At 46.6% G+C, this 21,115-nt stretch carries 15 protein-coding genes; 2 read left to right on the top strand and 13 right to left on the bottom strand.

Going from position 1 to position 21,115, the window contains the following annotated elements:
• Positions 1 to 55 precede the first annotated feature (55 nt).
• Both efaR and zwf read left to right on the top strand, forming a co-directional pair.
• Positions 56 to 703, top strand: a complete 648-nt coding sequence (gene efaR / locus I579_RS08060; RefSeq protein WP_010754107.1) for a transcriptional regulator EfaR — start codon at positions 56 to 58, stop codon at positions 701 to 703.
• 17 nt (positions 704 to 720) lie between these two features.
• Entirely contained in the window at positions 721 to 2,238 is a 1,518-nt protein-coding gene (zwf, locus tag I579_RS08055; RefSeq protein WP_010754108.1) for a glucose-6-phosphate dehydrogenase, read from the top strand.
• Positions 2,239 to 2,303: 65 nt separating this feature from the next.
• On the opposite strand, the gene I579_RS08050 is transcribed toward zwf, so the two are convergent.
• From I579_RS08050 to murD, 13 genes are all read right to left on the bottom strand, one after another.
• Positions 2,304 to 3,743 carry a glutamate synthase subunit beta gene (locus tag I579_RS08050; RefSeq protein ID WP_010754109.1) on the bottom strand — a complete coding sequence of 480 codons (1,440 nt, stop codon included), beginning with the start codon at positions 3,741 to 3,743 and terminating at the stop codon, positions 2,304 to 2,306.
• A 1-nt stretch (position 3,744) separates the two neighbouring features.
• Positions 3,745 to 8,235 (bottom strand): glutamate synthase large subunit, encoded by a 4,491-nt coding sequence (gene gltB, locus I579_RS08045; protein WP_010754110.1) that lies wholly within the window; start codon positions 8,233 to 8,235, stop codon positions 3,745 to 3,747.
• A 340-nt stretch (positions 8,236 to 8,575) separates the two neighbouring features.
• The gene (gene ileS / locus I579_RS08040; RefSeq protein WP_010754111.1) at positions 8,576 to 11,374 is read right to left on the bottom strand and encodes an isoleucine--tRNA ligase; all 2,799 of its coding nucleotides are present in this window, start codon (positions 11,372 to 11,374) and stop codon (positions 8,576 to 8,578) included.
• Between the two features lie 279 nt (positions 11,375 to 11,653).
• Positions 11,654 to 12,400: a DivIVA domain-containing protein gene (locus tag I579_RS08035; protein WP_010754112.1), complete on the bottom strand. Its 747-nt coding sequence runs from the start codon at positions 12,398 to 12,400 to the stop codon at positions 11,654 to 11,656.
• A 22-nt stretch (positions 12,401 to 12,422) separates the two neighbouring features.
• Entirely contained in the window at positions 12,423 to 13,205 is a 783-nt protein-coding gene (locus tag I579_RS08030) for a YlmH family RNA-binding protein (RefSeq protein ID WP_010754113.1), read from the bottom strand.
• 24 nt (positions 13,206 to 13,229) lie between these two features.
• Positions 13,230 to 13,496 carry a YggT family protein gene (locus I579_RS08025; protein ID WP_034810443.1) on the bottom strand — a complete coding sequence of 89 codons (267 nt, stop codon included), beginning with the start codon at positions 13,494 to 13,496 and terminating at the stop codon, positions 13,230 to 13,232.
• A 32-nt stretch (positions 13,497 to 13,528) separates the two neighbouring features.
• Entirely contained in the window at positions 13,529 to 14,062 is a 534-nt protein-coding gene (locus I579_RS08020; protein WP_010754115.1) for a cell division protein SepF, read from the bottom strand.
• A gap of 13 nt (positions 14,063 to 14,075) precedes the next feature.
• Positions 14,076 to 14,753 carry a YggS family pyridoxal phosphate-dependent enzyme gene (locus I579_RS08015; protein WP_010754116.1) on the bottom strand — a complete coding sequence of 226 codons (678 nt, stop codon included), beginning with the start codon at positions 14,751 to 14,753 and terminating at the stop codon, positions 14,076 to 14,078.
• A gap of 21 nt (positions 14,754 to 14,774) precedes the next feature.
• A complete protein-coding gene (gene ftsZ / locus I579_RS08010; RefSeq protein ID WP_010754117.1) occupies positions 14,775 to 16,007 on the bottom strand; it encodes a cell division protein FtsZ in 1,233 nt (410 codons plus the stop codon).
• Between the two features lie 23 nt (positions 16,008 to 16,030).
• Positions 16,031 to 17,356 carry a cell division protein FtsA gene (ftsA, locus tag I579_RS08005; RefSeq protein ID WP_010754118.1) on the bottom strand — a complete coding sequence of 442 codons (1,326 nt, stop codon included), beginning with the start codon at positions 17,354 to 17,356 and terminating at the stop codon, positions 16,031 to 16,033.
• Between the two features lie 149 nt (positions 17,357 to 17,505).
• Complete coding sequence (locus tag I579_RS08000; protein ID WP_010754119.1) at positions 17,506 to 18,579, bottom strand: cell division protein FtsQ/DivIB; 1,074 nt, start codon at positions 18,577 to 18,579, stop codon at positions 17,506 to 17,508.
• Between the two features lie 24 nt (positions 18,580 to 18,603).
• The gene (gene murG, locus I579_RS07995) at positions 18,604 to 19,710 is read right to left on the bottom strand and encodes an undecaprenyldiphospho-muramoylpentapeptide beta-N-acetylglucosaminyltransferase (protein ID WP_010754120.1); all 1,107 of its coding nucleotides are present in this window, start codon (positions 19,708 to 19,710) and stop codon (positions 18,604 to 18,606) included.
• Positions 19,711 to 19,751: 41 nt separating this feature from the next.
• On the bottom strand, positions 19,752 to 21,110 hold the full coding sequence (gene murD / locus I579_RS07990; RefSeq protein WP_010754121.1) for a UDP-N-acetylmuramoyl-L-alanine--D-glutamate ligase: 1,359 nt from the start codon (positions 21,108 to 21,110) through the stop codon (positions 19,752 to 19,754).
• Positions 21,111 to 21,115 lie beyond the last annotated feature (5 nt).

The following is a 21,115-nucleotide window of genomic DNA, read 5'->3' as shown; positions in this document are numbered from 1 at the left end:
TAGCGAGGTTTTTCCAGCTTTCTCTCGTTAGTCTCATTGGAAAGGAATGAGGTCTGTGACACCCAATCGAGAAGATTATTTGAAACTGATTCTAGAATTAGGGGGAGACCAGCAAAAAATCAACAACAAACAAATCGTAGCCGGCCTATCTGTATCCGCCGCTTCGGTTAGCGAAATGTTGACCAAGCTAGTCAAAGAAGGCCTAGTCGCCCACACCGCCTATCAAGGAGTACAGCTGACCGAAGCAGGTCTCGTCTCCGCCAGCAATCTCTTGCGCAAACACCGACTTTGGGAAGTCTTTCTAGTGGAACACTTGAATTACTCTTGGAATGAGGTTCACGACGATGCCGAGGTCTTAGAACACGTGACCTCAGAAAAACTCGCCCAAAATCTAGCGGACTACTTAGGGGATCCTAAACAATGCCCACACGGTGGCGTCATTCCAGGGGCAAAAGAAAAAGTCCAAGAAGTCAAACGCATGACCTTAGCCGATTACCAAGTAGGGGATCGGATTCGCATCGCCCGGGTCTTGGATGAAAAAGAATTGTTGGATTACCTAGTTTCTTTAGGTATCGGCATTGGCGATTGTTACACCATTACAGATTGTGCCGCATACGAAGGTCCAATTACGATTGAAAATGAAACACAAAGTTGTTCGGTTAGCCATAAGGCGGCCATGACCATCTTTGTGGATCAAATATAAAGGAGCTGTTGGATTCCATGACTGAAAAGAAAGTTTTACTGACCATTTTTGGCGCCACGGGGGATTTGGCTTACCGCAAACTCTACCCTTCCCTCTTCCGGCTCTTTCGCAAGGGCTCTTTGCAAAATAACTTCGCCATCATCGGCACCGCTAGAAGAGAATGGAGCGATGAGCATTTCCGCGCCGTTGTCCAAAAATCCATTAGTGATTTAGACCCGACTAGTGCAGAAGCGCAAAGCTTTGCTAGTCACTTCTACTACCAGTCCCATGATGTACAAGATCCTGAGCATTACATCACGCTGAAAAAACTCAGCGATACCTTAGATGCAAAATACGACTTAGCAGGCAATCGCCTCTTCTACTTAGCCATGTCTCCGAGCTTTTTTGGGGTCATCGTAAAAGAGCTAAAAGCCCAAGGGATGACTGATACCAAAGGCTTCCACCGGGTGGTAATCGAAAAACCATTTGGCTCAGATTTAGCCAGTGCTACCACCTTGAATCAAGCGATTACTGCAACCTTTGACGAGTCCGAGATTTACCGCATCGATCATTATCTCGGGAAAGAAATGATTCAAAACATTTCCGCCATTCGCTTTGGGAACAACCTCTTTGAATCCTTGTGGAACAACCGCTACATCGCCAATGTGCAGATCAACTTAGCGGAAAGCCTCGGCGTGGAAGATCGCGGTGGCTACTACGACAAGAGTGGCGCCTTAAAAGACATGGTACAAAACCATATCTTGCAAATTCTTTCCTTGTTGTTAATGGAACCACCGGCAGCCTTTTGCGACGAAGAGATTCGGACGGAAAAAATCAAAGCTTTAAACGCCGTGCGGATTTACACTCCAGAAGAAGTCAATCGCTATTTCGTCCGAGGGCAATACGCCCCAGGGCGCATTAACGGCAGCGACTATGTTGGGTATCGAGAAGAAGCCAATGTGGCTCCTGACTCCACCACAGAAACCTTCGTAGCCGGCCGCTTTACCGTGGACAATTTCCGCTGGTCCGGAGTCCCAATTTACATCCGTACTGGTAAACGTCTGACAGAAAAAGGCACTCGAATCAACATCGTCTTTAAACAAGTGCCGATTAACCTCTTTAAAACCGATGTGCATAAAGATTGCCCAGAACGGGAATTACCAGAAAACGTCTTGACGATTTACATCCAACCCACAGAAGGTTTCAGCTTGACCTTAAATGGCAAGGAAATCGGCGCAGACTTTAAGACCACACCGGTGAAACTGGACTACCGTCACAGTGCCGAAACCGTAGAAAATAGCCCGGAAGCTTACGAACGGCTGATTTTAGATGTCTTAAACGGCGACTCCACCAACTTCACCCACTGGGATGAAGTCGCCCAATCATGGCGCATTGTGGACGCTATTCGCCACACTTGGGATGATGAAACGCCAGACTTTCCAAATTACCCAGCCGGTACCATGGGTCCTAAAGCCGCTTTTGAATTAGTGGAAAAAGATGGCTTTAACTGGATTTGGGAACCGGAAGAATGGTATCGCAATCGAGGATTGTTGTAAAAATAAAAAAGCGAGGGAACCACTGAGATTCAGTAGGTTCCCCGCTTTTTAGTTTGCACAAATTCTTACTGATAAATCAACGACCGCAGTGAAGCGTCGACTTTTTCCGCGGCTTTACGGCCTTCGCGAATGCCCCAGATTACGAGGCTCGGCCCTCGTTTGGCATCCCCGGCTACCAAGACCCGTTCGTTGTTTGTGGTGTAATCGGTCAAGATTTCCTTCACATTGAAAGCTTCAAACAAGGCTTGTTCCGCTCCAGTAAAGCCCATAGCTAAGAGTATGACATCGGCTTTGAAGACTGCTTCCGTTCCCGGAATGGGTTGGAAATGATTGTCGACTTCAACGGTTTCCACACCGATAACTTGCCCCCGTTCGGCACCGATAAAGCCAGTGGTGCTACGGCTGTACAAAGAAATCGGCTCCCCGAAGACCGCTTGCGCTTCTTCTTGCCCATAGCCTAGTTTGTTCACAAAGGGATATTCCGGCCAAGGATTACTACTTTGGCGCTGATTCGGTAGAGCCGGCGTGATTTCAAGCTGACGGACACTTTTCGCTCCTTGGCGAATGGCCGCCCCCACGCAGTCATTTCCCGTATCGCCGCCACCGATCACAATCACATTTTTTCCGGCAAGTTTCTGAGACGTGGCATCTTTTCCGTGCTTCAAGACGTCTTTGGTCACTTCCGTCAGATAGTCCACCGCAAAGCGAATTCCTTGTAATTGCCGCCCTGGAACGGGCAAGTCCCGGGGCACACTAGCTCCGGTAGCTAAGATTACCCGATCATAGGCTTGGCATAATTCCGCTGCTTCAATATCCACGCCGATTTCGGTATTGGCCACAAAACTAATTCCCAGCTCTTTCATCAACTGAATCCGGCGCTCTACAATGCCTTTATCCAGTTTCATATTGGGAATCCCGTACATTAAAAGGCCGCCGAAACGATCGCTGCGTTCATAGACCGTCACTTGATGGCCCAATTGATTTAAGCGCCAAGCCGCCGACAAACCCGCGGGACCAGAACCCACGATGGCGACTTTAAAGCCGGTGGATTCCCCCGGCTGACCTTCTTCTTTGACCCAACCTTCTTCAAAGGCTTTGTCGATGATGTAGCGCTCATTGTCATGGATCGCCACCCCGTCACCGTTTAGGGACTCGGTACAGCCTTTCTCACAAGGAGCAGGACAGACCCGGCCAGTCATTTCCGGTAAAGGATTGGTTTTGGCTAAACGCTCAAAGGCCGCTTTGTCTTGGCCTTGATAGATTAAGTCGTTCCATTCCGGGATTAAGTTGTCATTGGGACAGCCGGAGACCGCCCGCTGTTCCCCATAAAAACTCCCGGAGTGACAAAAAGGAATCCCACAGTTCATACAGCGCGCCGCTTGCTCCCGACGCTCGTCTTCTGCCAGGGGTACTTGCAATTCCCGCCAGTCACTAATGCGCTCGGTCACTTCCCGATACGGATTGTCTTTTCGGGGGTATTTCAAAAAGCCAAAAGGATCTGCCATCTTATCGTCCCTCCTTGCCAGCGGCCAAAACCGTTTGCCCGCTGACCTTTTCAAATGCTTTTGTCACTTGTTCCAATCCGGTAAATCCAGCTTTTTCGTATTCTGCCATAGCGTCGTGGACCGCGTGGTATTCCCGAGGGTAGACTTTGACAAATTCCTTTTGCGCCACTTCCCAGTTGTCCAATAGTGCTTTGGCCTTTGTGGAACCAGTAAACGCAAAGTGTTGGCTCAAAAGTTCTTCGAGAATGTCGTCCCCCGCTGTTTCATCAAAAGCGTAGAGGTCCACCATTTCCAGATTGCATTTTGTAGCAAAAGTCTGCTCCGGATCATGAACATAAGCCACACCACCACTCATGCCGGCGCCAAAATTGCGCCCGACTTGGCCTAGAATCACGGCCACGCCCCCGGTCATGTACTCGCAACCATTGTCCCCGACGCCTTCTACTACGACTTTGGCGCCACTATTGCGGACGCAAAAACGCTCCCCGGCCAGACCTCTAAAGAAAGCCTCCCCGCGACTTGCCCCAAAGCAGGCTACGTTCCCCACAATCGGTGAGTGCTCCACATCATACGCGGCATTTTCCGGTGGCACGATGATTAGCCGGCCCCCGCTCAAACCTTTGCCCACATAGTCATTGGCTTCCCCAATCAGTTTTAACTGCATCCCTTGCACGGTAAAAGCACCGAAACTCTGCCCGGCAATCCCGCGATAGGTATAGTTCAACAAGCCTTGATCCAAGCGATAATTGCCAAAGCGCTCTGCGACCCAGCCGGCTACGCGAGCTCCTACCGAACGCTGAACGTTGTTAATGTCTTCTGTCACCGTGACCGCTTGTTTTTCTTCAATGGCCCCTTTGGCAAAAGCATCCAACTCCGGCCATTGGCGTTTTTCTAAGAAAGGATCTTGGGTCTTGCGCTCAATCCCAATCGTCGTGCCGAGAATTTTTGAGAAGTCCAAGGATTTGGCCTTGCCTTTCGCCACAAAACGAGGTTTCAAGACTTCCGTATGGCCCACCATTTCGTCAATGGTCTTAAAGCCTAATTCCGCCATGACTTCTCGCAAGTCTTCTGCCAAAAAGTGCATCATGTTTACCACGTATTCCGGCTTGCCGGCAAAGAACTTGCGCAACTTGGGATCTTGCGTGGCAATGCCCACAGGACACGTGTTCAAACTACAGACTCGTATCATCACACAGCCAATGGCCACCAAAGCCAAGGTAGCAAAGCTGTACTCTTCGGCCCCAAGTAAAGTCGCAATGGCAATGTCGCGACCGGTCATTAATTTTCCATCGGTTTCTAAGGTCACCCGCTGACGTAAGTTGTTCAAAGCCAAAGTCTGGTGGGCCTCCGCCAAGCCCATTTCTAAAGGCAGGCCTGCATCTCGCACGGAATTTCGTGGAGAAGCCCCTGTTCCGCCATCGTAGCCTGCGATTACTACCACATCCGCCCCGGCTTTCACGACTCCCGTAGCAATGGTTCCGACTCCGGTAGAAGAGACTAATTTCACATTGATTCGGGCGTAAGGATTGACAGCTTTCAAGTCATAAATCAACTGGGCCAAGTCCTCAATGGAATAAATATCATGATGAGGTGGTGGGGAAATCAAACGCACTCCAGGCGTGGAGCCTCGGATTTCTGCCACCCAAGGAAAGACTTTATTCCCGGGCAATTGGCCTCCTTCTCCCGGTTTCGCACCTTGGGCAACTTTGATTTGCAATTCTTCGGCGCTCATTAAGTATTCCGTATTGACCCCAAAGCGTCCGGAAGCTACTTGTTTGATTTTACTGTTAAAGTTGCGGCCGTCTTTCGTTGGCTTGAAGCGGTTGGGATTTTCCCCACCTTCCCCGGAGTTGGATTTCGCCCCGATGGAATTCATCGCTTCGGCCAGACACTTGTGGGCCTCCTCGCTTAAGGACCCATAGGACATGGCCCCTACCTTAAAGCGTTTGACAATGCTACTAGCCGGTTCTACTTCACTTAGCGGAATCTTTTGTCCTCCGGTAAACTCCCACATGCTCCGCAAAGTCGTGGGGGTCGCCAGCATTTCTTCATTCATTTCAGTGGCGTACTTACGATAAAGAGCATAGTCTCCACTGCGCACGGCTTTTTGGAAATTGTAAATCGTCTTTGGATTGTACAGATGATGCTCTCCATCGGCCTTGTACTGGAAACTCCCCCCAGAAGGCAAGAAGTCTTTGGCAAAACTCCCATAGGCCGCTTCATAGCGTCGGTCGTACTCCCCTTCAATCTGAGTCAAGTTCAAGCCACCGATTCGAGAAGCCGTCCCGGTGAAATACTGCTCCGTGACCTGGCTAGCAATCCCTAGAGCTTCAAAGAGCTGTGCCCCTTGATATCCTGCCACGGTGGAAATCCCCATGCGAGACATGACTTTTACAAGACCTTTTTCGCAGGCTTTCCGATAGTTTTCTACCTTATCGCTTAAACCGTATACATCTAAGGTAGCGTAGGCCAAGTACGGATGAATCCCACTGGCCCCATAGCCGATTAGTAAAGCACAGTGATGCACTTCGCAGACTTCGCCAGAGTCCACCACTAAAGAAACCAAAGAACCTTTCCCTTGTCGCACCAAATAATTATAGAGACCGGACACCGCTAATAAAATCGGAATCGCCACATCCCCTTTTTTCCGTTGCCGATCCGTTAAGACAAGAATCGAGACACCGGCATCCACTTGGGCTTCTGCTTCTTTGCACAAGACTTCCATGGCTTGTTGGAGACTGTTGGGATTGTCTACATCCCGTTTGTACAAAATCGACTGAACCGCCGTTTTTTGCTGACCATCATCTAAAGCTAGTAATTTCTCAAAGTCATCCGTGGACAAAAGCGGACTGTTGACTTTCAGTTTGCGGCAGTTTTCCGCCACGTCTTTGCGAATATCCCCATCCCGACCTAAGAACAATTCCGTGCCGATGACCACTTCTTCTCTAATCGCATCGATTGGCGGATTGGTGACTTGGGCAAACTGTTGTTTAAAGTAGGTAAATAAGGACTGGGGCTGTTCACTTAAAACCGCTAAAGGTGCATCGTACCCCATGGAAATCACGGGCTCTTCCCCTTTTTCTGCCATGGGAGCAATCACTGTGCGCGTCATTTCTTCCGTGTAGCCGTTAAGTTTCCATAGGCGTTCCAATTCTGCTTTTTCAAAATGTCGCTGTACGGGGATTTGTTCGGTCAATTCCCCGAGTTCTAGACGGTTTTCTGCCAACCAGATTTCATAAGGCTGAGCCTTGGCATACTGATCTTTAATTTCTGCATTGCGGAAGATTTGACCGCTGCGGGTATCCACCAAAAAGAGATTCGCCGGACCTAAGACACCTTTTTCAATGACCGTTTCCGGAGGCAAGTCCACGACGCCACTTTCCGAAGCCACAATGATAAAGCCGTCTTTTGTAATGGAATAACGGGAAGGCCGCAAACCATTACGATCCAAAGCTGCCCCTACGATGTCACCGTCTGTAAAGCACAAAGCAGCCGGTCCATCCCAAGGCGTCATAAAGCTTGCGTTGTATTCATGAAATGCGGTCAATTCTGCCGAGAGTTTCGTCTCTTTGGACCAGGCTTCCGGCACGAGCATCATCAAAGCATGGGGAATGTCCCGGCCATTGCGATACAAGTATTCCAGACAGTTTTCCAACTTGGCTGAGTCGGAATTGTCCTCGTTGTAGACTTCGATATTGTGGCTGTGCATCCAGTTTTCGGCGCCCCGGAGAGTGTTGATTTCCCCATTATGAGCCAAGAAACGAAAAGGTTGGGCCCGATCCCAACTAGGAAAAGTATTAGTGGAAAAACGTGAGTGAGTCAATGCGATACTCGTCGCCATGGACGGATCGACTAAGTCCGGGAAGAACTCCGCCACTTGATAGGCGTGAAGCATCCCTTTGTAAACGATGGTTTTAGAGGAGAGACTGCACAGGGAAACTTCATTGGCATCATAGCTTTTTTCCAGTTTCCGGCGCAGATAAAAGAGGTGATCTTCAAAATCTCGCCCAGTCTGCATATCCAAGGGCTTTTCGATAAAAATCTGTAAAAAGCTCGGCATCACCGCCTGAGCACCAGGACCACAATTGTAAAAATTATAAGGCACATCCCGGGTCCATAAGACATCAAAACCTGACGCAAGGATGTCTGTGACCAGGGCCTTTTGCAACTCCACTTTTTTCTTTTGTTCTTTCGGTAAAAAGAGCATCCCCACGGCATACTCACCTTTGGCTGGTAATTCAATTCCGGCTTCTTGGGCTTTCTCTTGAAAGAAAGTATCCGGTAAAGCCATTAAAATCCCGGCTCCATCGCCAGTATCCGGTTCTGCCCCAGTACCTCCCCGATGATTCATGCGGGCCAACATGGTCAAAGCCCGTTCTACTAATAAATGCGAGCTTTTGCCATCTTTTTGGGCGATAAAACCCATTCCACAGGCATCTTTTTCAAAAGCTGGATCGTATAATAACGCTTCGTCCGCTAGTTTTTTTCTCATCCTGACACCTCGATTTCTAATAGTCTGAAAATTCTAATTTTCAACAGTGTACTAGCTTTAAGAAACGTTGTAAATCTTTTTTCACTGGGAACGAAAAGTTTTAAAGCCGAATGTTCGGAAACAAGCAAAAATCTAACACACCGATGCAAAGATAACGCTCGATTTCCTAACATGACATGTGAAAAATAGGCTTTCGTTCCGATATGGTGCTTAAACCAAACACGCTGGCCTCATCAGACCCACCTTTTTTAAACATGATGCCACCTGCTTTTTCCGGACAAAAAAGCCCTGTTGCAAACGTGCTTGTTTGCAACAGGGCCGCTTAGCTAGCGTAATACTTTTATTTTGTTTCAAAACCTTCTGCTACAGCTTCGGGATAGTTGGCTTCCACGATTTCACTACAGCTTGCGCAAAGGGTTGGCAATTTTTCGTCGCTACCTACGTCTTTTTTGACTTGACGGCAACGTTCGCAAACTTCCCCTTCTGCTTTTTCCACTAATAAAGCCACGTCTTCAAATTTCATCGCTGCTTCTGGTGCAACAGTTCCCGCTGGATAAACGGTTAAGAAATCAGGAGAGACGATCAATAATTGGGCCAAATCACTGTCCACAGCCCGCAAGAGATCCGCCACTTGTTCAGATGGATAGACGCTTAATTTTGCTTCAAGGGAGCGGCCGATAAGTTTTTCATTCCGAGCGGCTTCCAAAGCTTTCAAGACTTCATCCCGGAAGTCCATAAAAGCACTCCAAGTATCCAACAATTCTTCTTGGTTAGCGAAAGTTTGATACGCTGGGAATTCCGCTAATTGCACGTATTCCTCTTCTTCTTTCAAGTAGCTCCAGATTTCTTCCGCTGTATGAGGCAAGATTGGCGTCAACAGTTTCGTCAAAGCCACTGCGGTTTGGTAGAAGACCGTTTGCATGCTACGACGAGCAGGGGCATCTTCTGATTCGATATACACCACATCTTTGGCAAAGTCCAAGTAGAAGGAAGACAATTCCACCGTTAAGAAGTTCAAGATCGTTTTGTAGATCGTCACGAAGTCATACTTGTCATAGCCTTTGTCCCGTACGGTTTGGATCGTTTGATTCAAACGGATTAACATGTACTTGTCGACTGGACGCAAGTCTTCGTAGGCTACTGTATCTGTGGCAGGTTCAAAGTCGGTGGTATTTGCCAAAAGGAAACGCATGGTATTGCGGATCTTCCGGTATACTTCGGCGACTTGATTCAAGTTTTCCATAGATACCCGCACATCGGCTTCCGTATCCACACTGGTCACCCACAAGCGCAAGATATCCGCACCCATTTGTTTGATGACTTTATCTGGGGCAATCGTATTGCCTAAAGACTTACTCATCTTGCGACCTTCCCCGTCCAAAGTGAAGCCTTGGGACAAGACCGCTTTGTAAGGTGCTACGCCGTTAATGGCAACACTGGTCGTGATGGAAGAGTTGAACCAGCCCCGGTATTGGTCAGAGCCTTCCAAGTAAAGGTCTGCTGGGAAGTGAAGTTCCGGACGATTGCGCAAGACTGCTTCATGGGATGAACCAGAGTCGAACCACACGTCCATGATGTCTTTTTCTTTGGTGAATTCGCCATTTGGTGAACCTGGATGGGTGAAGCCCGCTGGCAATAATTGTTTGGCTTCTTTTTCAAACCAGATATTTGAACCGTGCTCTTCAAACAATTGTGCCACGTGTTCGATGGTTTCCGGTGTTAAGATTGCATCGCCATTTTCCGCATAGAAGATTGGCAATGGTACGCCCCACGCCCGTTGACGAGAAATTACCCAGTCGCCGCGATCCCGGATCATATTGTACAATCGGGTTTTCCCCCAAGGAATGACCCAATCGACTTTTTCCACTTCGTCTAAGATGTCTTGGCGGAATTTATCGATGGAAGCAAACCACTGTGGCGTTGCCCGGTAGATTACCGGTTTCTTCGTCCGCCAGTCATGAGGGTAGCTATGGGTGAAGAAGTCTAGTTTCAACAATGCGCCTTTTTCTTTTAGTAAGTCGGTAATCATCGGATTAGCCTTGTCGTAGAAGATACCTTCAAAGCCTGGTGCTTCTTCCGTGAAGACCCCACGAGAGTCCACAGGAGACAAGATGTCTAAGCCGTATTTCTTCCCGATGATGTAGTCATCTTCCCCGTGTCCTGGCGCAGTATGAACCAAGCCAGTCCCGGCATCGAGTGTTACGTGATCCCCCACCATTACAAGAGAAGTCCGGTCATAGAAAGGATGTTGAGCCGTCATGTTTTCCATGGCTGTCCCAGGGAATTCTTTCAAGACTTTCACATCAGCCCAGCCGATTGCTTCTTTCACAGTGTCCAATAGATCTTTAGCGACCACATATTTTTGGCCATCTGCTTCGATTTGTACATAGGTAAAATCAGGGTTCACAGAGATCCCTAAGTTTGCAGGAATGGTCCAAGGAGTAGTCGTCCAGATGATCAATGACGTATCTTGATCCAAGACCTCTTTGCCATCCACGACTTTAAAGGCCACGTAAATCGAGGGTGATTTCACATCTTTGTACTCGATTTCCGCTTCCGCCAATGAAGACTCAGAAGACGGGGACCAATAGATTGGTTTCAACCCTTTGTAGATATAGCCTTTTTCCGCCATTTTCCCGAACACACGGATTTCAGCCGCTTCATATTCCGCATCCAAAGTCACGTAAGGGTGATCCCAGTCACCGGCAACCCCTAGACGCTTAAAGTCATTGCGTTGCATGTCCACTTGGGTCAAGGCATACTCTTTACATTTTTCCCGGTATTCCTCCATGGACATTTCCTTGCGTTTGATCCCTTTATTGGCCAAAACTTGTTCGATTGGCAAACCATGGGTATCCCAACCAGGAACATAAGGCGCTCTAAAGCCAGACATGGATTTGGAGCGGATGATGATATCCTTGGAAATTTTGTTCAAAGAATGGCCTAAATGGATATTCCCATTCGCATAAGGAGGTCCATCGTGGAGGATAAAGGTCGGTTTCCCTTCGTTTAGCTTTTGACGGCGTCCGTAAATGTCCGCCTCTTCCCATTCTTTTTGCCACTGAGCTTCGCGGGTCGGCAAGTTGCCGCGCATGGGAAATCCTGTTTTCCCAAGATGCAAGGTTTCTTTCATCTTCATCTGTTTTTCTTCCTTTCCAAAGTACAGTCAATCAGTCTAGGAGCACAAAAAAACACGATCTCCCTAAAAGGGACGATCGTGTCGTGGTACCACCCAAATTCGAGGTCGTAAAACCTCCTTGTGTGATGGGTAACGACATCAACCGTGGCAGACTACTCACTTGCGCTTCGCCTACCAAGAGCAGTAAAGGATCTTTTCAATCGCAGAGCTTGACCGGACTTTCACCTGCTTCCGGCTCGCTGACAAGGTGCCATTGACTTTTCTGTTTTACTTGCTTGATTATTTGTCCATTTTATCCAAGAGTTTCTTGGCATCTTCTAAATCTTTGACCTCAGTGTCCTCATCGGTTAGCTCCACGACTTTCTTGGAGGCTTCCACGACTTCCACTGGACTTGTTGTTTCTGCTTCCGAGTTTACTTCAGGTTCCGCTTCATTGTCAAGGTCTTTTGCCACTAGCTCTTTGAAAACTTCGTGACCATCTTGCACATAGCTGTTAAATGGTTTCAAGATTTCATCCCATTCAGGGCTCTTCACCATTTCCAATTGTGATTGCAACATCAAGGAAAGGTTTTGGTGGAAGACCCGGGTCTTCGTCTTCAAATCATTGGTTTCAGTCGCCAATTGACGAGCGTTAACCGTTGCGTCATTTAAGATTTCTTTAGCCTTAGCTTCTGCTGCGGCAGTCAATTCATTGGCCCGTTTTTCTGCAGTAGAAACTAGGTCATCCGCTTTGTTTTGCGCAGATGTAATCATTACTTCTGATTCTTTGGAAGCAGAAGTTTTTACTTTATCCGCAGTATCTTGTGCCACAATAATGGATTGATTCAAAGCGTCTTTCAACTCATTGAAGTATTCCAATTTTTCTTCTGCATGTTTCAGTGCTTTTTCTAGTTCACGATTTTTGGTGACCGCTTCTTCATAGTCACGGCCGACTAAGTCCATGAAATCATCCACTTCATCTTGGCTATAGCCGCGCATTTTAGTGGAGAAACTTTTATTGTTAATATCTAGTGGTGTTAATGCCATTGTTGTTACCGCCTTTTTTTGTTTATTTACGCAGGACACCTAAGACCAAACGTATCTTTTCTTTTTTCGTCTGCCCTTCCAGTCCTTGGAGCTGTATGCGACCAAAGCCTCTAATGGACACAATATCCAACAAATCCAACAAAAAATCCGGTCGGGTTTCTTCCCGCCAATTGACCTTAATTTTCCCCGACTCGATTAACTGCTTCGAGCGTTGCCGAGAAATATTATAGACGCTAGAAATTACCGTATCCAACCGCAGGGAACTCACGGTGAGTTTTTCCGTGGTCCAAGCATCGATTGGTAGCAAAATATCCGTGTAATTGCGCTCTTCCAAGCGAACGGTGACATTGCCGATTTTTTCAACCTGTAGTTTGACATAGCTTGCGACTTCTTTTGCCACAAAGACTTGCCAACGTTGACCATCACTGATGATGTCCCCAAAGTATTCCCTTTTCACCCCACTGTTGACCAGTGTGCCTAAGACTCGCCCGTGCCCTAAGGTAGCAAATTTCACAGGATAGTGAATTTCGAATAATTGAATGTCGAATTCATCCAAGGTTGGTTCATAGTAATCTGGATAAATCAAACACCGCACTCGTTCTGCCGCCTGATAGCCACCTTGAAACTGAAATTTCAGCTCCGTTTCTTGGCGAATCATCGTTTCTACAATATAAGCCTGACGCGGATCAAGAAAATCCGTCAAATAAGGCGCATACTGCATTTGGACTTGTTCAATCCAATCAGCCACACCATCAATAAAGGGGCGTTCTTCCTGACGAAAATGTTGGTACACATTCGCATTCATGAACTCATTTCCCCTTTCCCCCGTTTAATACAACAGTCGCACAGCCAGATTCCACAACAACTGGTAAATAATCCGGCCACCAAAATTCAATGCCAAAATGGCAATCATAATGCTAAAGTCTACTGGCCCAAAAGACAGTGGCAATTTGCGAAAGAGATTTAAGAATGGTTCACAAATCTTTGCCAATAGCCGGCCAATACCAGATTCATATCCTCCAGGCATCCAGGACAAAAGCGCATAAATCACTAAAACCATGGAGTACAAATCCACAAGTTTAATAAATAAGTTCAACAGTTGAAAGATGATTGTTGACTCCCCCTTAGTTAGACCTCAAAGGCCACTTGTTCATCATAGAGTGCTTGCACACCTTCTACGGCCACATCTTTTGGCGTACAAAGGAAGATTTCGTCTCCTACCCGGGTGATGTCCCCGTCTTGGGCGTACACAGTCCCCGTCAAAAAGTCCACGATGCGTCTTGCTTGATCTTCTTCCACCTTATGGAAATTAATCAAAACCGCTTCATTGTTCAACAAGCGTTTGGCAATGCTCTGAATCTCGTTGTAGTTCCGTGGTTCCAAGATGGAAATCTTTACCACGGGCTCGCCTTTGACTCTTTGCGTAACCTTTTTTTGTTGAACAGGTCGTGGATTTTGATGAATGGACACGACTTTTTCTTCTTGTACCGGTGCTGCTTTTTGATAACTTGTTTGAGGTTCACTAATTGTGACTTTCTTCTTAGGGGTTACTTGGGGAGTTGGTTGGACTGTCCGGGCTGGCGCCACTGCTTCCACTTCATACTCCATGTCTTCCTCTTCAGACAAGCCAAAAAAATCAGTGAACTTGCTTAAAATGTTCATTGGGTTTCCTCCTTTATTCCTCCTGAAACAATGCGCTACCGACACGAACAAACGTCGCTCCTGCTTCGATTGCCACGGGGTAATCATTGCTCATGCCCATGCTTAGCTCATGACATGGGGCCCAGGAAAGTGCTTTACTCTGAATTTGATCTCGTAACAAGGCCAATTGCGTGAAAACGTCTCGCTGTTCGGCTGCTGTCGAGGCAAAAGGTGCCATCGTCATCAAACCAACTACTTTTATCTTATCATAACCTGCCAAAGCAGCGATAAAGTCCTCGAATTCTGCAACGGGGATTCCTTGTTTTGATTCCTCTCCAGAAACATTGACTTCCACAAAACACTTTAGTTCTTTATGCGCCCTTTTTTGAATTTCTCCAGCCAAGGATAAGTTATCTAAAGAGTGCAGATAATCAATCTCATCCACTATCGATTTTACCTTTCTCCGTTGTAAATTACCAATGAAATGCCATGTGAGGTCGGGAAAATCTGCCAATGCTTGTTTTTTTAATAAAAACTTATCCGCGCGATTTTCACCTAGATGCCGAACCCCGGCATTGATCAATTCTTTGGTTTGCTCCAGAGAAGCATATTTGGTAACGCCCACTAGCGTAACCGAAGCTGTGGGGCGTGCAACAAGAGCACATGACTTCTGTATCTCTTGTCGGACCTCCCGCAAGTTTTCAGAAATCATGTGCTCTGCCTCCAATTTTTCTTATCGTTTGCGACGGAAGAATGGTGGTGTGCTTAATTCGTCATCATCATTTGATTTCACTTCGTCACGGTTAAAGGTTTCGAAGTCTTTTTTTTCGATCGTATCAAATTGTGCATCGTCGATTTTTTGACGAACCGGTTGATCTTTGCGAATATCCCAGTCGCCAAAAGCATTGTCTTCATCGGATTGTGGTTTTGCTTGATCCATGTCCAAGACTGGTTTTTGGGGGATGCTGTGGATTTGACTTTGACGAGAACGTCCTTTTGGTTCTTTGTTTGTTGGATCGATTCCCGTAGCAATTACAGTTACGCGGATTTCGTCTCCAAGTTCTTCATTGATTGAAGTACCTAAGATGATGTTTACGTCGCCAGTTGCTGCATTGGCTACAATATCAGATGCATCTTGTGCTTCAAACAAGGTCATATCCAAACCACCCGTGATGTTTAACAAGACTTGTTCCGCACCATCGATAGAAGTTTCCAACAATGGAGAAGAGATAGCTTTCTTCGTAGCTTCGATAACCCGTTCTTCACCGGAAGCAACCCCGATACCCATCAATGCAGTCCCTTGGTTTTCCATGACGGTCTTCACATCGGCGAAGTCCAAGTTCACGTAACCTGGGGCAGTAATCAAATCAGAAATACCTTGTACCCCTTGACGCAATACGTTATCGGCTTCACGGAAGGCTTCTAACATCGGTGTCTTCTTGTCAACCACTTCCAGCAAACGGTTGTTGGAGATGATTAGTAAAGTATCCACGTTTTCTTTTAATTTGGCAATTCCTTCAGCAGCGAAACGGCCACGTTTTGGTCCTTCAAAGGTGAATGGACGAGTTACTACGCCTACGGTCAATGCGCCTAAGTCTTTGGCGATTTTGGCTACGATTGGAGCAGCACCGGTACCGGTACCCCCACCCATGCCGGCAGTGATAAAGATCATATCTGCGCCTTCTAGGGATTCGCGGATTGCTTCTTCACTTTCTTCTGCGGCTTTGGCACCCACTTCTGGTTGAGAACCTGCGCCTAACCCACGAGTATATTTAGGGCCTAATTGAATTACAGTTTCAGCTTTTGAGTTTTTTAATGCTTGGACGTCCGTGTTAGCGGCGATGAATTCCACGCCTTTCACGTTTTCTTCGATCATCCGGTTGATGGCATTGCCACCGCCACCGCCTACACCGATAACTTTGATCACGGCGCCTTCATTGATGTTATTATCGATTGAAAATTCCATAATGTCTATTCCTCCTGGGTAGATTAATCAAAAATATTGGAAAAGAAGTCTTTCACACGGTCTTTTACGCTTTCGCCAGCGGGTTGTTCCGGTTCATCATGGTACTCTTCTTCCTCTACGGATGTATCTTCGTAGTGAATTTCTTTAGAAACCGCTGCTTCTTGCCGCGCTTGTGGCGCAACTTTTTCCCCGGTAACCGCGGATTTTGCTAATTGGTAGACTTCGTTTAAGTTTGCAGAATAATCAACGATACTGATGACATTCGTAAAGACTGGATTCCGCAAGCCCATGTGGTTTGGTACATACAATTTCACGTTGGTTTCAAAGATTTCTTGAGCCAAATCAACGACGCCTGGTAGACTCGCTGCGCCCCCAGTTAATACTACACCACCAGGTAAACTCAACGCATCGATTTCGTCCAAGACTTCTTTGGATTTGCCAAAGATTTGTTCCATACGAGCTTCGATGATTTCAGCCAAGTAGCGTTCGTCTACTTTTACTGGTTCCGATTTGCCAATGACATCCACTGGAAATTCTTCACTAGCCGAAGTCCGTTCTGGATAGGCATCCCCGTAGTTGATTTTCAACGCTTCCGCATTGTTAAAGGAAGTGTTTAAAACAGTGGAGATGTCTTTGGTGACATACTCGCCACCTTCTTGGTTCACATGGGTGAATTTCAGTTGTTTGTCATGCATGACCGCCGTGGTAGTTTGGCCACCACCGATGTCGATGACAATCGTTCCGAAATCTCTTTCCCCATCGGAAAGAATCGTTTCCGTCAATGCCAATGGTGTAATCACCATTTCATTAATGGTCAAGCCCGCTTTTTCCACACATTTGCGGATATTATGGATGATGGTTTTGGGTCCAGTGAAGACCAAACCAAACATTTCCAAACGAACACCGATCATGCCGCGAGGATCTTTAATTCCTTCAAAGCCATCCACCGTAAATTCTTGAGGCAAGATGGTCACGATTTGACGTTCTGGTGGTACCGAACGAACTAACGCTGCCGATGCCACGTTCCGCACGTCTTCATCTGTGATTTCTTTGGAATCATTGTTAACGGCAATCATGCCTTGGCAATTTTCAACTTCCAACAGATTGGCTGGTACTCCCACGCTGACACTGCGGATTTGAATGCCGGCTTTTTCTTCTGCTTGACGTACAGCTCTTTGAATCGCTTGCACTGTTTTTTCAATATCGACGATGATTCCTCGGTTGATCCCTTCCGACTTCGCATTGCCGACACCAATGATATTCATTTGGTTCTCTACATATTCGGAGACGACCACTTTGACAGAAGTCGTACCGATATCAAGGCCTACATACATTCCCGTTTTTGCCATGAATGGGATTCCCTCCTACAGTTATATCTAGAAAAAAGGCAGCTTTTCTACCCATTTCGATATATGATTTGCATATTAGTTCACTGCTATCCATGATAACATAGATTGGCGCTTTTTAGAATTACGTTATAAAAAATATTTGACTTTTTTTATTCCTCAGGTGTTGTTCCATCGCCTTCTACGGAGCTTGATGTGGTGGTCTCCTCGTCACTTCCCGTGGTGGCTTCTTCTTTTTCATAAGGATAAGAGAAGATTCCCACTTCCATGTCGATTACCCCTTTTTCCGACATTTCCTTTGCTACCTGTGCATAATATTTCATTTGGGACTTCATGTTGGAAATATTGACGATGACTTGATTGCCATCGTTCATGTACAACAATAAAAGTTCCTTATTGCTACTGGTAGGAGTGTACTTAATCTGCGAAATCGCTTCTTGCAACTCTTCGGAAAGACTTTGGTATGCATTTAGCACATTGATGATAGTCGCTTGCTTGGTAAAGTTTTCCAGGATCGGTAGTTTTTCCGTGGGGTTTTCCATGGTTTCCGACAAAGTATAACCATTGGCTAAAATCGGTGAATAAGTATTGTCATGAGCCAAAACGGCGATCTCTTGGTACTCTTCCACTTGGATTTTGAAGTGATTTAAGTGATCGATGCCCAAGGAAACTTTTTTTATGCGCGGATTGCTCGCTTTGATTTGTTTCAGTTCTTCGCCTTTAGAAAAGTACTGTGGCCAAAGTGCACCATCCATTTGAAAATCCGCGGCTTTGACGATATCCGTAGCCGCTACCGCTTGATTGCCCACTACCGTAACACCAGAGAGCTTGGCAAGTGGTGACACGTAGTAAATCACGGCTAAAAGAGGCACTAACAACAAGAGAATAATCGTCACCATGCGCCGATACAAGAGGGATTGTCGTTGGTATTTCACCTTAGGCAAACGTTCGGAAAAGCTTGCCGGTTCCGCGTCTTCCGGCCGTTGACCCAACTCTTCTTGATCTACTTCTTGATCTACTTTTTGCTCTTGAGTTTCTTTCTCGTTCACTTCTTCTGGATCTGCTTGAGGTCCTTCGATTACTGTTGGTGACCATCCAGGTTCTTGTCCTCGTTGTTGCGTGTATTCCAAATTTGCCTTCTGCCAAGGAGTTAATTGCTCGTCGACTGGCGTTTTTGGCTGCTGGTTTTCAGGAGGATTGTTTGATTCTTTTTTGGTAATGGTCATCACCGCCTTTACTGTTCCTGTATCTTATTTTTTCGTCAGCTCGTTAACCAAAGCATGCAAGCGCTGACTAGCATCGGGAATTCCTTCTTTTTTCGATGCTTGGGCCATTTGCTTACGAAGCGGGTCATCTTGCATAATCTCGTCGATTGTATCTACGAGTAATTTACCATTCAGTTCGGCATCCGTCAGCATTTTCACTGCGCCAGCTTTTACCAAACTTTGCGCATTTTTGGTTTGTTGGTCATTGGTCACGTGAGGACTAGGAATCAAAATTGCCGGCAAGCCCAATGCGGTAAATTCCGCAATGGATGTCGCTCCTGCCCGGCCGATTAGCAGTTGGCAATTAATCATGACTTCTGCCATTTTGTCAATGTACGGTTGTACGCTGACATTTGGCAACTGACTCCAGTCAATTTTTTGCTCTTTGATCTCTGCATAATAGCGATCTCCGGAGGCATAAAGCACTTGGTAATCCTTTCCGTGAAATAGCGGGAAAGCTTCCAACATCGCTTGATTTAAACGATAAGCTCCTTGGCTGCCCCCAAAAATTAAGACGGTAGGTTTTTGCGGGTCCAATTGATAGTCCCTAAGAATTTCAGAAGGAGTCACGGTTACCACAGAGGTTGCCCGGGGATTTCCCACTAATGCAGTTTTCTCTTTAGGAAAATGCCCCGCCGCGTCAGGAAAAGCTACGGCAATTTTATTAACGAAGCGACTCAAAAACTTATTGGTCACACCAGGCACACTGTTTTGTTCATGGATAATCGTCGGAATCTTCAACTTGGCCGCCGCATAGACCACCGCGCCAGAGGCATAGCCCCCAGTACCAATCACCACGTCAGGAGCAAACTCTTTGACGATGGCTTTGGCTTCTTGAATGCTCTTTAAGAAAAGCTGCACGGTTTTTAAATTGTCCTTTGTAGCAGCTAAGTTCAAGCTCCGTTTAAACCCTTGAATCTCCAATGTTTTAAAAGGAATGCCCGTTGGTGGCAGAATTTTATTTTCCAACCCCCGCTTGGCCCCCACGTACATGAATTCCGCCGTGGGATCGCTTTGTTTCACATAATCTACATAGGCCAAAGCGGGATAAATATGCCCACCTGTGCCGCCTCCGGTTACTAAAATTTTCACATTACTCGCTCATTTCTACAAAGTATTCGTAGGCATATGTCTTATGACAAAGCCCGGACTGCTGCCATGTAACGATCCCCGCGGATTTCAAAATTCTTGTATTGATCCCAAGAGGCATTGGCTGGTGATAATAAAATTGCATCTCCAGGTTGGCTGATTTCATAAGCCACCGGTACAGCGGTTTCCGCATTTTCCGTGAAGTGAATTTCGGTAATGCCCGCTTTTTGCGCCGCATCCGCTAATTTTTCTTTTGTTTCCCCAAAGAGAATCACTGCTTTCACGCCTTCCAAAGAAGGAATTAAATCATCAAAGGAATTTCCTCGGTCCAATCCCCCGGCTAACAAAATCAACTTACTTGGGTCGAAACCACCTAAAGCCATTTCCGTTGCCAAAATATTGGTCGCTTTGGAGTCATTGTAAAACAGGCGTTCATTGATTTTTGCCACAAATTGTGTGCGGTGAGGAACCCCGGTGAAGCTAGTTAAAGCCGCCACAATGGCCTCATTTGCAATTCCTTGGGTTTTCGCCACACAAATTGCTGCCAAGGCATTTTCAATATTGTGAACCCCCGGCACACCTAGTTCACTGGCGGGCATTAAGACTTCTTCTTTAAAGCAGAGGTTGCCATCTAGTAAGTAGGCCCCGGCTACTTTCTCTTCAGAAGAAAATGGCAAGACTTGAGCTTTAGTCTGTTCAGCTAATGACCGTAATTCCGCTTGTTTCCAATTTAGAATCAAAGTATCTTCTGAGGTCATATTTTGTTGAATGTGCCATTTCGCTTTCACGTACTCTTCTCGGCTACCGTGATAGTCTAAATGAGCGGAAAACAGGTTGGTAATCACAGCCACTTTAGGATGGAAGGTTTGGATGCCCATTAGTTGGAAACTAGACAGCTCCATAACCAATTTGTCCTCTGGTTGCGCTTCTTGAGCCACCGAACTAGCAGGAAAGCCGATATTACCGGAAAGGCGCGCTTGCCCTTCTTTCATGCCTCGGTTCAAGATTTCTGCAATCATCGTGGTGGTAGTAGTTTTCCCATTAGTACCGGTGATACCGATAATCGGGCATTCGGCGATTTCATAGGCCAACTCCACTTCGGTGATCACGGGAATGCCTTTTTCCAACGCTTTTTTGACTAAAGGTTGGTCGTAAGGAATCCCGGGATTTTTCACCATCAAGGAAAAGTCCTCGTCCAATAATTCAATCGGATGACTACCGGTAATGACTTTAACCCCTAACGACAAAAGATCCTGTGCCATAGGATTTTCTTCGAAGGGTTTGCCGTCATTGACGGTCACCAGTGCGCCCAAATCATGTAATAATTTGGCCGCACTGAATCCACTCTTCGCTAATCCTAGCACAAGAACTTTTTGGTTTTGGTATTTGGTAATTTGTTTCATTCTCT

Source organism: Enterococcus asini ATCC 700915 (assembly GCF_000407365.1).
Taxonomy (GTDB): Bacteria; Bacillota; Bacilli; order Lactobacillales; family Enterococcaceae; genus Enterococcus_C; species Enterococcus_C asini.
The sequence above is the reverse complement of the archived record's forward strand: the minus strand, read 5'-3'. Positions and strand labels throughout refer to the sequence as shown.